We start from the raw sequence: 12,388 nt of genomic DNA, 5'->3' as shown, positions 1-12,388 counted from the left end.
CCTTATCCTCTTAATTTATTAAATATACTTACATCTACAGAACGGGTATTTCTATACAGCATAGCAATAATTGCCAGACCTACCGCAACTTCTGCGGCAGCAACCACCATAATGAAGAAAACTAAAAGCTGTCCGTCTCCATTTCCTTTGTATGCTGAAAAAGCAGCCAAAAGAAGGTTTGCAGAATTAAGCATAAGCTCTACACAGCCTAAAATAACAATAGCATTTTTTCTCAATAGTACTCCTAAAACTCCCAAACAGAATAGTACTGAAGAAAGAATTATGAAATAATCTAAAGGGATGCTTTGTATAAATGTATCTCCCATAATCTTATAAATCTTTTTTACCGATTAATACCGCACCTACAATACCTGCCAAAATAAGGATGGAAGCAAGTTCAAACGGTAAAACATATTCATTAAACAAAAGTCTACCCAGATTTTTAGTAAGACCAACGCCTCTGTCTACGTTCTCCAAAACAATATGTTTTTCTCTTACTCCTCTGAATACTCCTAAAATACCTATCAATACAAGCCCGGCTGTAAAAACTCCAACAAATTTTAAAGTATTGTTCTTCTTACTTTCGTCTGCTTTATTAAGGTTAAGCATCATTAGAATATAAAGGAATAATACCATGATTGCTCCTGCGTATACTATAATCTGAATAATTGCAAGGAACTGCGCATTCAGAAGAATGTACATTCCGGCAATTGAAAACATCGTAACAATTAATGACAAAATAGCATACAAAGGATTTCGTGCAAACACAAAATACACGGCACTTGCCACTGCTAAAAACGCCACCAAGAAAAATAAAAACTGATCCATTATTTTACCGCATTTTTTTGTTTCTCGGATTGTCTTGCTGTGATGTCAATCCTATCATTTATTTTTTCAACCAACTTATCTTTTCCGTAGATAAAAGAACCTCGGTTTGTTTCTACGTCTACCAAACGGTCTGTAAGATAGATGGCAGATTTAGGACAAGCTTCTTCGCACATTCCACAGAAGATACATCTCAGCATATTGATTTCGTATACTGATGCATATTTCTCTTCTCTGTACAGGTCTTTTTCTTCTTTAGTTCTTTCAGCAGCAGTCATTGTAATGGCTTCTGCAGGGCATGCAACAGCACAAAGTCCGCAGGCAGTACATCGCTCTCTTCCTTCTTCATCTCTTTTAAGAACATGATGGCCTCTCCATACTTTTGCTCTTGGCTTTTGTACCTCCGGATAGGAATATACTGCAGGAGCCCCTTTTACTACGGTTCTCACAGCATGCTTGAATGTAATCCCCATACCTTTGAAAATCGCAGGTAAATAGATTTTCTCAGCAAGGGTCATTTCTTTATTAGAAACAACTTTTGATCTGTTCGTAAGTTTCATTTATTGTAATTTTTTTAGGCTGAATTTTTGTTCAGCATTAAAAATATATTCTTATCACTCTTTTAGTTCGCAAATGCTAAAATTACAGCACCTGTAATAATCAGGTTCACCAATGCCATAGGAATTAAAGTTTTCCATCCTAAATGCATCAATTGGTCATATCTAAATCTAGGAAGTGTCCATCTGATCCACATAAAGATCAGGATTCCGATCACGGTTTTAGCTAAAAATGCAACCACACTTAATATCCCTGCTGTATTCTCTCCCCAGTGCTGAGTTACCCATTCAATTCCAGGATAGTTGTAACCCCCGAAGAAAAGAACGACCATGAAAGCGTTAGAGATAAACATGTTCACGTATTCACCAAACATATACAATCCTAATTTCATAGAAGAATATTCCGTGGAATATCCTGTTACCAATTCAGATTCACACTCAGGTAAATCGAAAGGATGTCTGTTGGTTTCTGCCAAAGCAGCTACAAAGAACACTAAGAAGGCGATAGGCTGGTAGAAAATATTCCAGTTCATGCCGTCAATATGAATAAGACCCCAAAGTTTCCCTGTAGTCTGGCTTTCTGTAATTACTTTTAAGTCTAAGCTTCCTGTCATCATGATGATAGACAGCAATGCCAATCCCATCGCCAATTCGTAAGAAATCATCTGTGAAGAGGCACGGATAGCTCCTAATAATGAATATTTGTTGTTGGATGCCCAACCTCCGATCATAATACCGTATACTCCAATGGAAGCCATTCCGATAATGAAAAGTACTCCAACATCAATATTAGCTACCTGAAGATCATAAGAAATACCACCGATACTTAAACTTTTACCCCACGGAATAACAGCGCCTGTAATCAGTGAAATAAACATTACCAAAGCAGGTCCTAATACGAAAAGGAATTTTTCTGCATTGGCCGGTGTAAAGTCTTCTTTAAAGAAAAATTTTCCACCGTCTGCAAGAGGCTGCAGTAATCCGAAAGGTCCGGCTCTGTTGGGACCGATTCTGTCCTGCATAATAGAGGCAACTTTTCTTTCTGCCCAGGTAGAGTAGGCTGCTATCGTCAGCGAAAGCAGGAAAAGTGCTAATACAAGTATTAATTTAAATGTCAGTAAATCCATTTTTATTTAGATATTTAGAGGTCAGATACTAGATATCAGATGGTCTGAAGTCTGGAATCTGAAATCTGATGTCTTTTTATTTAAAATTATTTTTCGTCTTTTTCGCTGATCTCCTTAGCCATAGGATTGTCTAAAACTCTTAGCTCGTCCTGAGGTTTTTCGTAGTGATTCAATGAAATGACAGAATGTCTGTCGATATGTCTAGGACCTTCAATATTCCAGTCTTTCAATTCTTTTCTTTCAAAACGACATGTATCGCAGATGAATTCTTCCACCTCTCCCCACTGGTCTTTTCTTGCAGTAACTCTAAGAATTTCATCACCTTTCATCCATACCAATGCTTTTCCTGAACATTTATCACATTTGCACGTAGCATTCATCGGTTTTGTAAACCAAACTCTGCTTGCAAAACGAGAAGTTCTGTCTGTTAAAGCTCCTACAGGACATACATCGATAATGTTTCCAATGAAATCGTTATCTAGTGCTTTATTCAAATACGTAGAAATTTCGGCGTGGTCTCCTCTGAACAGAATTCCGTGTTCTCTGGTTTCTGTAAGCTGATTCGCAGTCAATACGCATCTTGCACACAGAATACAACGGTTCATGTTAAGCTTGATATTAGGTCCAAGATCGTCTGCTTCGTATGTATTTCTTTCAAATTCCGTTCTGGTATTCTCAACACCATGCTCATAGCCAAGATCCTGAAGACTACATTCTCCGGCCTGGTCACAAACAGGGCAATCCAGCGGGTGGTTTACCAATAAAAATTCGGTAACCGCCTTTCTACCTTCCTGAGCTTTGTCTGAAGAAAGGTTTTTTACTTCCATACCGTCCATCACATTGGTTCTGCAGCTTGCGACCAATTTAGGCATAGGGCGGGGATCTGCTTCAGATCCTTTGGAAACTTCCACCAAACAAGTTCTACATCTCCCTCCACTGGTTTCCAATTTGCTATAGTAGCACATTGCAGGAGGTACAGATTTTCCACCGATCTGTCTTGCAGCTTCCAAAATAGAAGTACCTGGCAAAACTTCAGTAGTCTGTCCGTCTATAGTTATTTTGAATTTTTTAACCTCTTCGCTCATATTCTATGCTTTTCGCTTAAAAGCTTTTAAGCTATATTTTAATTATACTTCTTTGTATTAAATGTATACCCGATTCCTCCAAGAACCTGCCCGAAAACAAAATCCTGACGAGCTTTGTCTGGTTTATTATTTAATGTAGTTTTAATATCCCACATATTAATATACCCGGCTTTTCCTTCTACTCTCAGCATCCAGTTTTTCCAGAACACTAAGTTAAGACTGGATCTGATATCGGTTCCCATACCGGCAACATGAAAACGGTCGCTTCTTTCATTTCCAAAAAGTTTAATATTACTTTTCGGAAACATTACTCCGATACCGGCTCCATAAGACCATACTAAATCTATATTTTTTTTGTGAATAAGATTTTTATATTTCTCAAGACCTAAATTTTCATAATTAAGTCCATCGGTATGTTCAAAGGTAAGGAATTGGGTGTCGGCTAAATCTACCTGGCCGTTATGTACCATTCCTGCATATTTAGGATCTGAAATTGTCCCTGAAAAATCAACCGTCTGGTTTTGTTTCATCACATATTTCATATGATCTATCCCCAATACAAGGGCTAAATTATCTTTTATAAAATATCCAACCCTGAAATTATACTGCGTTACGGTAAACCAGCTTGGATCAAAATAAACGATACCGAACTTAGTAGGTTTATCTCTTGCCTGTACATTATTCAATTGAAAATCATATCCGTTTCCGGTAAAATGAATATCAGATCTACTGAAAGCCCCTCTGTTCCAACCAAAGAAAACGAACATCTGACCTTTTTTGCTTAATGGTAAAGGTTTTTCCTTTTTTTCAGCTTTATAAGATGTGGTTTCTACTTTAACCTCCTTAAATTTAAGAGGTATATAACCAGCAGACTCTTTATAAGATAAAGTATCATTTTTATTTTTAGCTACCTGTGCAAATGCAAAATTCGACATCATTAAGCCAACTACCAATAACTTTTTCATTCTAAGCATTTTTTTCAACAGCAGGAATTGGATCTGCATAATTAGCCAGTCCATAATTTTGGGTCTGGGATAATTCAGGATTTTTCACATGCCATTCAAATTCGTCTCTAAAGTGACGAATTGCTGCTGCAACCGGCCACGCCGCTGCATCTCCTAATGGACAGATGGTGTTTCCTTCAATTTTTCTCTGGATATCCCAAAGTAAATCGATGTCTTCCATTTTTCCTTCTCCTTTTTCTATCTTTTTTAAGATCTTATGCATCCATCCCGTTCCTTCACGGCAAGGCGTACACTGTCCACAACTTTCGTGATGATAAAATCTCGCCAAAGTCATAGTATGTTCTACGATACACTGGTCTTCATCCAATACTATGAAACCTCCTGAACCCATCATTGTTCCCGTGGCAAAACCACCGTCAGCTAAGGATTCATAATTCATGTATCTTGGTTCTCCATTTACCGTTTTTAATAATAAGTTGGCAGGAACAATTGGAACTGAGCTTCCTCCGGGAATACAAGCCTTAAGCTTCTTTCCGTTAGGAATACCACCGCAGTATTCATCAGAATAGATGAATTCTTCAACTGTAATGGTCATATCAATTTCATATACCCCAGGTTTGTTGATATTTCCGCACGCAGAAATCAATTTTGTTCCTGTAGATCTTCCTACTCCGATTTTTGCATATTCAGCTCCTGTAATATCAATGATAGGAACGATAGCAGCAATAGATTCCACGTTATTTACCACGGTTGGCCTTTCCCAAAGTCCTTTTACAGCCGGGAATGGTGGTTTTAACCTTGGATTTCCTCTTTTACCTTCAAGAGATTCAAGCAATGCTGTTTCTTCACCGCAGATATAAGCTCCACCACCTCTCTGAACATAGATTTCCAAATCGTAACCTGTTCCTAAGATGTTTTTACCTAAAAATCCTGCAGCTTTAGCCTCTTCAATAGCTTCTTCCAAAATATCCGGAATCCATGAATATTCTCCACGGATATAGATGTATGAAACATTGGAACCTAAAGTGAAAGATGAAATAAGCATTCCTTCGATCAATAAATGAGGAAGAAATTCCATCAGATATCTGTCTTTGAAAGTTCCCGGTTCAGATTCATCGGCATTCACTACCAAGTGTCTTGGAACGCCTTCCGGTTTTGCCAGAAAGCTCCATTTCATTCCGGTAGGGAATCCTGCTCCACCACGTCCACGAAGTCCTGAAGCTTTTACTTCTTCAAGAATTTCATCGGGTGTCATTTTTAAGGCTTTTTCAGCTGCTCCGTATCCTCCCTGTTTACGGTAGGTCTCGAAGTAGCGAATACCTTCTATATGTGCGTCCTTAAGTAAAAGTTTTTTACTCATTTTTATTATGCTTTTAGCAGTCTGCTTTGGGTTTATGGCCTTTCGCTTCGGGCTATTTTAAGTTTGTTAAAATTTATTTTAGTCTAAAGCAACCTGTCCCTGTCTGCAAAGCTCAAGGATTTCGTCTACTTTTTCTATAGTTAAATTTTCGTGAAAGAATTTTCCTAACTGTAACATCGGCGCATATCCGCATGCACCAAGACATTCAGCAGGTTTTAAGGTAAACATACCATCTTCGGTCGTTTCTCCGTCCTTAATGTTCAGTTTGGTTCTGATGTGGTCTAGGATTTTTTCGCTTCCGCAAACCATACAAGGTCCCGTTCTGCAAACTTCCAAAACATATTTACCAACCGGTTTCATATTGAACATGGTATAAAAAGTAGCTACTTCATATACTTCAATTGGCTTAATACTTAATAATTCAGCAACATAATCCATCACAGGAACGTCTAACCATCCTCCGAATTCTTTCTGTGCCAGGTGAAGGACAGGAAGAAGAGCAGATTTTTGTCTACCTTCAGGATATCTTGCGATAATTTTATGTACCTGTTGTAAACTTTCCGGTTTAAAAGCTATTGTTTCGCTCATTTTTTTTAATGTATTATTGTACGGTGTACAATGTACTAATGACTTTTTTTATTTTTTCCACTGTAAAATCATGAATACATTTTACAATGATACTCTTTACAATTTTATGCGTCTAATTCTCCCGCAATAATATTCATACTACACATTGTAACGATAGCATCTGAAATTACAGAACCTGTAATCATTTCAGGATATGCCTGATAGTAGATGAAACAAGGTCTTCTGAAGTGAAGTCTGTATGGGGTTCTCCCTCCATCACTCACTAAATAGAATCCTAATTCTCCGTTTCCACCTTCTACCGCATGGTACACTTCTCCTTTAGGCACTTCTGTTTCTCCCATTACAATTTTGAAATGGTAGATCAACGCTTCCATTTTGTTGTAGACATCAGCCTTTTCAGGAAGATAGAAGTCAGGAACATCAGCATGGAAAGGCCCTTCAGGAAGGTTCTCGTAAGCTTGTTTGATGATTTTTAGAGATTCCCAGATTTCCTGCTGACGAACCATAAAACGGTCGTATGTATCTCCAGCAGTTCCTACAGGAATGATAAAGTCGAAATCTTCATAAGAAGAATAAGGTTGTGCCACTCTTACATCATAATCTACTCCAGCTGCACGTAAGTTAGGACCAGTAAAACCATAGCTTAAAGCTCTTTCGGCAGAGATTGCTCCCGCACCGATGGTTCTGTCCATGAAAATTCGGTTTCTTTCTAACAATTGACCAAATTCTGCAAATCTTGCTGGGAACGTTTTTAAGAAGTCCTGAATCAATTCATGACATTTCGGAGTGAAATCTCTTTCAAAACCTCCGATTCTTCCCATATTGGTAGTCATCCTTGCACCGCAGATCTGCTCATAAATATCGTAAATACGTTCTCTTTCGATAAACATATAGGTAAGCCCTGTAATAGCTCCGGCATCCATTCCTGTTACTCCGTTGCAGATCAAGTGATCTCCAATTCTTGCAAGCTCCATAAGAATCACACGCATATAGTCTACACGTTTAGGAACTTCAATTCCTAACAGTTTCTCTACCGTCATGTGCCAGCCTAAGTTGTTGATTGGCGCAGAACAGTAATTCATACGGTCTGTAAGGGTAGTGATCTGAGCGTAATTTCTTCTTTCAGAAATTTTCTCAAATGCTCTGTGGATATATCCTACCGTTTGCTCAGCGTGAAGGATTCTTTCTCCATCCATCGTTAAGACGTTTTGGAAAATCCCGTGAGTAGCAGGGTGGGTAGGTCCTAAATTGAGGGTGTATAACTGACCGTCAATCTGTTCCTTACTCTCGTATTGGTTAAGTATATTTGATAATGAGTTGTCTTTCATAATTTCAAATGCTTTAGGCTCTAGGCTTTAGGCTTTAAGCTTACTGCTTATTGCTTGTAGCGTATTGCATTATTTTTATCTTCCGAACATGCTATCGTTCTTATCTGTTCTTGTACCATCTTCAAGACGATATTCTTTCAACATTGGGTGGTATCCAAGATCTTCCATATTCAGGATAGCTCTAAGATCCGGATGACCTTTAAATTTAATTCCATAGAAATCAAAAGTTTCTCTTTCCATCCAGTTGGCTCCTGCATATAATTCGGTAAGAGAATCTACTTCAATATTTTCTCTGGACATAAAGATTTTCAGACGGATTCTGAAATTAGTCATCATATTATGCAGATGATAGACAACGCCTATTTCTTTTTCCGGAAACTCAGGGTAATGGATTCCGCAGATGTCAGTAAGAAAATTAATTTCTAATGATGAATCTTTAAGATAATGAATTACCTTTTTAATATCTTCTTTCTTAATTTCAACAGTCAGCATTCCGTAAGGTTCTGAGCTTGAAATTACAGATTCCGGAAACTCTCTTGTTATCGCCTCTAATACAAATTCGTTTGTCATCTTCCTTTTAGTTGCTTATGTTGTAAGAATCTAATAATTTCTGGTATTCAGGCATATCTCTTCTTCTGATGCTTTCGCTTTCTGCCAAAGCCTGAACCTGCATTACACCTTCGATGATTTGTTCTGGTCTTGGCGGGCATCCTGGAACATATACGTCAACCGGGATGATTTTATCAATTCCCTGTAATACAGAGTAGGTGTCAAAAATACCACCGCTGGAAGCACAAGCTCCAACAGCAACTACCCATTTTGGCTCAGCCATCTGGGTATACACTTCTTTTAGGACAGGTCCTAATTTTTTAGATATCGTTCCGCAAACCATCAGCATATCTGCCTGTCTTGGTGAGAAAGAGTTTCTTTCCATACCAAATCTTGAAGCATCATACGTGGGGTTCAGGGTAGCCATAAACTCGATACCACAACAAGAGGTTGCAAATGGTAACGGCCAAAGAGAAAATTTTCTAGCCATCCCGATTACACTGCTCAATTTCGTTGCGAAAAATCCTTCTCCTTCAAATCCTTCAGGAGCAGGTGCATCTGTTCTTATTACTGGTTTGTTATCTGACATTTTTTTTAATTTTAGATTTTGAATTATGAATTTCAGGTTAAAACTTTTGGTCGTAATGATCCAAAATTCAAAATTTATAATTCACAATTTGTTTTTATTTATCCCAATCTAGCGCACCGCGTTTCCAAACGTAGAAAAATGCTACGAAGAAAATGGCTACGAACGTAAGCACTGCAAGGAATCCTTCAAATCCGAATTCTCTGAAGTTTACAGCATAAGGATAAAAAAATACGATTTCAATATCGAAAAGTACAAACAATACCGCAGTCAGGAAGTACTTAATAGAAAACGGTGTTCTCGCATTTCCTTCTACAGGAATTCCACATTCCCAGCTCTGGTTTTTTACAGAATTTCCTTTTTTCTGTTGTGGACCTAGAAAATGTGCTCCAAGTAATGAAACCGCTACGAAAGCAACCGCAACACCGGCTTGGATAAGGATTGGAATATAACTTTCAGGTAAATTCATTTTTGCATTATTATCTCAATTTGCAAATTTAGCGAATAAAGAATAAAGCATGAAATTAATCAGGTTAAAAGTCTGATGAAATTAGGGAAAACCAATAATTTAGAATCAATAAAAATAACGCTTATTTTCGCATTTTTTTGAGGAGAGAGAAGGCCATAAATGAAATGTAGCCGAAAAGGATACTGGCATAGATGATATTAACGACCGTATTGGTCCGGTCATCCTGTATCTGAAAAAACAGATTATAAGTGATAAATCCTGCGATTAAAATAGCAAAAACAATAAGATGCGGCTTCATAAAAAATGTGGTCTAAATGTAGAGTTATATGGCGCGGAGTCCATTTTTAGTAAGGCAGTTTATGAACTTTCAGTGAAAGAAATTCATTATTTATCATTAATCATCATTGAATAGGTTCTTCTTCTTTTATGATTAACCGGGTTGTAATCCTGCCAGAGTACCTGAACGCTTTTATTTTCCTCCAACTCAGGATTGGTTTCTGCAAAATCAATTCCCATGCTTGTAAAACGCACGAAAATTTCTTTGAAGATAATGGCAGTTACGCCACGTCGCTGATATTCAGGATGAATTCCGATAAGATAGAAATTAGCACGGTCATTTTTCTTACTTGCCTGCAAAAAGTGCCACCATCCGAATGGGAATAATTTGCCCTTTGATTTCTGTAAAGCTCTTGAATAAGAAGGCATTGTGATGGCAAAAGAAACCAGTTCCTGATTTTCATCTACCACACAAATCACGTAGTTTTTATCAATAAACGGGAAGTACTTTTCTCTGTATGTCTGGATTTGCTCATCAGAAATTGGAGTATATGTTGAAAGGTGTTTATACGTTTCATCCAACAACTTAAACATGGGTTCCACGTAAGGTAAAATTTCCTCTTTTGATTTGAAATGCAGAACTTTAAGTTTGTATTTCTGAGCGATTAATCCACTGAATTTCTCTACTTTTTCAGGCAATACTTTTGGAAAATTCATTTCAAATTCTACCCACTCTTTTTCTTTGGTCAGACCTAGATTTTCAAGGTGTTTAGGGTAGTATTCATGGTTGTAAATTCCAATCATGGTGGCTAGTTTATCAAACCCCATGGTCAGCATTCCTGCTTTATCAAGATTGGTGAAGCCCATTGGCCCTTCTATTTTATCTATTTGATGTTCTTTGGCATAATCAATTGCTTTTTGAATTAAGGCAGCCGAAACTTCCTGGTCATCAATAAAATCGATCCATCCAAAACGAACTTTTGCTATGCCTAGTTCCTTTTCTTCTTTATGGTTGATCATCACGGCGATCCGTCCAGCTATCTTATTGTCTTTGAAGGCGAGATATTGTTTCGCTTCCGAATAATTCAGGGCCGGATTTTCTTTTGGATCCCAAATTTTAAATTCATCTTTAATAAAAGAAGGAACATAATAAGGGTTGTTTTTATACAGATCCATAGGAAATTTTACAAATTTCTTTAACTGATCGGCCGTTTTTACTTCAACAATGGAAACTTTAGACATGGTTTTATGACGTAATTAAAGGACAAATATAAATAATATTATGCAATACTTTGGCACAGTTTTTACATCAATATGCTTAAAAATTCAACACAAAATATAGAAGAAATAATGGGTTATTATATTATCATAATTATTTCGATGCTCGTTAGCTGGTACATATCTTCCAAGCTAAAATCGAAATTTGAATACTACTCCAATGTCCATCTAAGAAACGGACTTTCCGGTAAAGAAGTTGCTGAAAAAATGCTTAGAGATAACGGGATTAATGATGTACAGGTAATTTCTGTACCCGGTCAGTTAACGGATCATTATAACCCAGCCGATAAAACGGTCAATCTTTCCGAAGGAGTTTATATGCAGAGAAATGCAGCGGCAGCGGCAGTGGCTGCTCATGAATGTGGACACGCAGTACAGCATGCGGTAGGATATTCGATGCTTCAATTGCGGTCTAAATTGGTGCCTGTTGTTCAGATAAGCTCCAATCTTATGCAGTTTGTTATTATTGCCGGAATCGGTATTATGGCGGCAACGGCATCAGAACAAAATCCAAGAGGAAATACTTTGGTCCTGGCGATCGGAGTTATTATGTTTGCAGCGACTACACTTTTTGCATTCATCACGCTTCCTGTAGAATATGATGCGAGTAACAGGGCAATGAAATGGCTTAAAGATACCGGTACTGTAACTGCAGAAGAATTTGTAGGTGTAAAGGATAGTCTGAAATGGGCGGCCAGAACTTATGTGGTTGCAGCCATTGGTTCACTGGCTCAACTATTGTACTGGGCTTCACTTTTATTGGGAAGCCGAAGAAATTAATCAGTAAACGTAAAAGAAATATATTGCATCTCGGAGAGTTTTTCCGAGATGTTTTCTTTTTGGGCTATTTTTAAAGAAGCGGTAAGAATACAGTTTTCATCAGCATCAAAATTGAGTACTTTAGCATCAAATTTTGAAAGTAGGGTAAAAATGGTATTTTGCTGATTGAAATTAAACCGGATCTCTATTTCAGTTTCCAATTCTTTAGTAATGATATTCGCTTCTTCTAATGTTATTTTTGAAGATTCTTTATAAGCTTTAACTAATCCGGATACGCCTAGTTTGGTTCCCCCATAATATCGAACAACAATCACCAGCACATTGGTAATTTCATGAGCTAATAATTGGTTGTAAATAGGAAGTCCGGCACTTCCGGAAGGCTCCCCATCATCATTGGCGCGATAATTTTCGCCCTGAAGGCCCATTCTGAATGCGTAACAATGATGGGTTGCTTTAGGATGTTCTGTTCTTACTTTTTCCAATGCGTCTTTTAGCTCCCTTTCATTATTGACTGGATAAGCGAATCCAATGAATTTGCTTCCTTTTTCCTTTAATAAGATATCTTGTATGGGTTTCTCTATAGTTTTGTATTCGAACGTCATTGTAGCCTTCTTT

15 protein-coding genes are annotated in these 12,388 nt (G+C 37.6%); 1 reads left to right on the top strand and 14 read right to left on the bottom strand.

Translation table 11 applies throughout. The features are described 5' to 3' along the window. Positions 1-2: 2 nt before the first annotated feature. The 13 genes from nuoK to SB679_RS17340 form a co-directional block, all read right to left on the bottom strand. The gene (gene nuoK, locus SB679_RS17400; RefSeq protein WP_034712387.1) at positions 3-326 is read right to left on the bottom strand and encodes an NADH-quinone oxidoreductase subunit NuoK; all 324 of its coding nucleotides are present in this window, start codon (positions 324-326) and stop codon (positions 3-5) included. 4 nt (positions 327-330) lie between these two features. After that, a complete protein-coding gene (locus SB679_RS17395; RefSeq protein WP_034712384.1) occupies positions 331-828 on the bottom strand; it encodes an NADH-quinone oxidoreductase subunit J in 498 nt (165 codons plus the stop codon). Further along, complete coding sequence (locus SB679_RS17390; RefSeq protein WP_410703539.1) at positions 828-1,385, bottom strand: NuoI/complex I 23 kDa subunit family protein; 558 nt, start codon at positions 1,383-1,385, stop codon at positions 828-830. The genes SB679_RS17395 and SB679_RS17390 overlap by 1 nt, the downstream gene beginning before the upstream one ends. Positions 1,386-1,447: 62 nt before the next feature. Further along, entirely contained in the window at positions 1,448-2,509 is a 1,062-nt protein-coding gene (nuoH, locus tag SB679_RS17385) for an NADH-quinone oxidoreductase subunit NuoH (protein ID WP_317742135.1), read from the bottom strand. Positions 2,510-2,595: 86 nt separating this feature from the next. Next, positions 2,596-3,594: a 2Fe-2S iron-sulfur cluster-binding protein gene (locus SB679_RS17380; RefSeq protein WP_410703538.1), complete on the bottom strand. Its 999-nt coding sequence runs from the start codon at positions 3,592-3,594 to the stop codon at positions 2,596-2,598. 38 nt (positions 3,595-3,632) lie between these two features. After that, on the bottom strand, positions 3,633-4,361 hold the full coding sequence (locus SB679_RS17375) for a hypothetical protein (RefSeq protein WP_410703604.1): 729 nt from the start codon (positions 4,359-4,361) through the stop codon (positions 3,633-3,635). 199 nt (positions 4,362-4,560) lie between these two features. After that, positions 4,561-5,919: an NADH-quinone oxidoreductase subunit NuoF gene (gene nuoF, locus SB679_RS17370; protein ID WP_410703537.1), complete on the bottom strand. Its 1,359-nt coding sequence runs from the start codon at positions 5,917-5,919 to the stop codon at positions 4,561-4,563. Positions 5,920-5,997: 78 nt separating this feature from the next. Then, positions 5,998-6,507 carry a complex I 24 kDa subunit family protein gene (gene nuoE / locus SB679_RS17365; protein WP_034712368.1) on the bottom strand — a complete coding sequence of 170 codons (510 nt, stop codon included), beginning with the start codon at positions 6,505-6,507 and terminating at the stop codon, positions 5,998-6,000. 104 nt (positions 6,508-6,611) lie between these two features. Then, a complete protein-coding gene (gene nuoD / locus SB679_RS17360) occupies positions 6,612-7,835 on the bottom strand; it encodes an NADH dehydrogenase (quinone) subunit D (RefSeq protein WP_410703536.1) in 1,224 nt (407 codons plus the stop codon). Positions 7,836-7,910: 75 nt separating this feature from the next. After that, positions 7,911-8,405: an NADH-quinone oxidoreductase subunit C gene (locus SB679_RS17355; RefSeq protein ID WP_034712363.1), complete on the bottom strand. Its 495-nt coding sequence runs from the start codon at positions 8,403-8,405 to the stop codon at positions 7,911-7,913. Between the two features lie 7 nt (positions 8,406-8,412). Then, entirely contained in the window at positions 8,413-8,973 is a 561-nt protein-coding gene (locus tag SB679_RS17350) for an NADH-quinone oxidoreductase subunit B (protein WP_047397471.1), read from the bottom strand. A 94-nt stretch (positions 8,974-9,067) separates the two neighbouring features. Continuing rightward, entirely contained in the window at positions 9,068-9,439 is a 372-nt protein-coding gene (locus SB679_RS17345) for an NADH-quinone oxidoreductase subunit A (RefSeq protein WP_034712358.1), read from the bottom strand. Between the two features lie 384 nt (positions 9,440-9,823). Continuing rightward, entirely contained in the window at positions 9,824-10,957 is a 1,134-nt protein-coding gene (locus SB679_RS17340) for a GTP cyclohydrolase (protein ID WP_410703535.1), read from the bottom strand. Positions 10,958-11,065: 108 nt separating this feature from the next. On the opposite strand from SB679_RS17340, the gene SB679_RS17335 reads away from it, so the two are divergent. Further along, a complete protein-coding gene (locus SB679_RS17335) occupies positions 11,066-11,773 on the top strand; it encodes a zinc metallopeptidase (RefSeq protein ID WP_410703603.1) in 708 nt (235 codons plus the stop codon). On the opposite strand, the gene SB679_RS17330 is transcribed toward SB679_RS17335, so the two are convergent. Beyond that, positions 11,770-12,375 carry an IMPACT family protein gene (locus SB679_RS17330; RefSeq protein WP_410703534.1) on the bottom strand — a complete coding sequence of 202 codons (606 nt, stop codon included), beginning with the start codon at positions 12,373-12,375 and terminating at the stop codon, positions 11,770-11,772. The two genes, SB679_RS17335 and SB679_RS17330, sit on opposite strands and share 4 nt — an antisense overlap. Positions 12,376-12,388 lie beyond the last annotated feature (13 nt).

Origin of the sequence: Chryseobacterium sp. SIMBA_029, assembly GCF_046535275.1 — a bacterium.
In the GTDB taxonomy this organism is placed as follows: domain Bacteria; phylum Bacteroidota; class Bacteroidia; order Flavobacteriales; family Weeksellaceae; genus Chryseobacterium.
This window is presented reverse-complemented; position numbering and strand designations above follow the sequence as displayed.

Excerpts from the sequence above, each read along its gene's own strand:
- nuoD (WP_410703536.1), bottom strand. The coding sequence starts at position 7,835 with ATGAAAGACAACTCATTATCAAATATACTTAACCAATACGAGAGTAAG.
- SB679_RS17330 (WP_410703534.1), bottom strand. The coding sequence starts at position 12,375 with ATGACGTTCGAATACAAAACTATAGAGAAACCCATACAAGATATCTTA.
- nuoK (WP_034712387.1), bottom strand. The coding sequence starts at position 326 with ATGGGAGATACATTTATACAAAGCATCCCTTTAGATTATTTCATAATT.
- SB679_RS17390 (WP_410703539.1), bottom strand. The coding sequence starts at position 1,385 with ATGAAACTTACGAACAGATCAAAAGTTGTTTCTAATAAAGAAATGACC.
- nuoF (WP_410703537.1), bottom strand. The coding sequence starts at position 5,919 with ATGAGTAAAAAACTTTTACTTAAGGACGCACATATAGAAGGTATTCGC.
- SB679_RS17380 (WP_410703538.1), bottom strand. The coding sequence starts at position 3,594 with ATGAGCGAAGAGGTTAAAAAATTCAAAATAACTATAGACGGACAGACT.
- nuoH (WP_317742135.1), bottom strand. The coding sequence starts at position 2,509 with ATGGATTTACTGACATTTAAATTAATACTTGTATTAGCACTTTTCCTG.
- SB679_RS17345 (WP_034712358.1), bottom strand. The coding sequence starts at position 9,439 with ATGAATTTACCTGAAAGTTATATTCCAATCCTTATCCAAGCCGGTGTT.
- SB679_RS17350 (WP_047397471.1), bottom strand. The coding sequence starts at position 8,973 with ATGTCAGATAACAAACCAGTAATAAGAACAGATGCACCTGCTCCTGAA.
- SB679_RS17335 (WP_410703603.1), top strand. The coding sequence starts at position 11,066 with ATGGGTTATTATATTATCATAATTATTTCGATGCTCGTTAGCTGGTAC.
- SB679_RS17340 (WP_410703535.1), bottom strand. The coding sequence starts at position 10,957 with ATGTCTAAAGTTTCCATTGTTGAAGTAAAAACGGCCGATCAGTTAAAG.
- SB679_RS17395 (WP_034712384.1), bottom strand. The coding sequence starts at position 828 with ATGGATCAGTTTTTATTTTTCTTGGTGGCGTTTTTAGCAGTGGCAAGT.
- SB679_RS17375 (WP_410703604.1), bottom strand. The coding sequence starts at position 4,361 with ATGTTCGTTTTCTTTGGTTGGAACAGAGGGGCTTTCAGTAGATCTGAT.
- nuoE (WP_034712368.1), bottom strand. The coding sequence starts at position 6,507 with ATGAGCGAAACAATAGCTTTTAAACCGGAAAGTTTACAACAGGTACAT.
- SB679_RS17355 (WP_034712363.1), bottom strand. The coding sequence starts at position 8,405 with ATGACAAACGAATTTGTATTAGAGGCGATAACAAGAGAGTTTCCGGAA.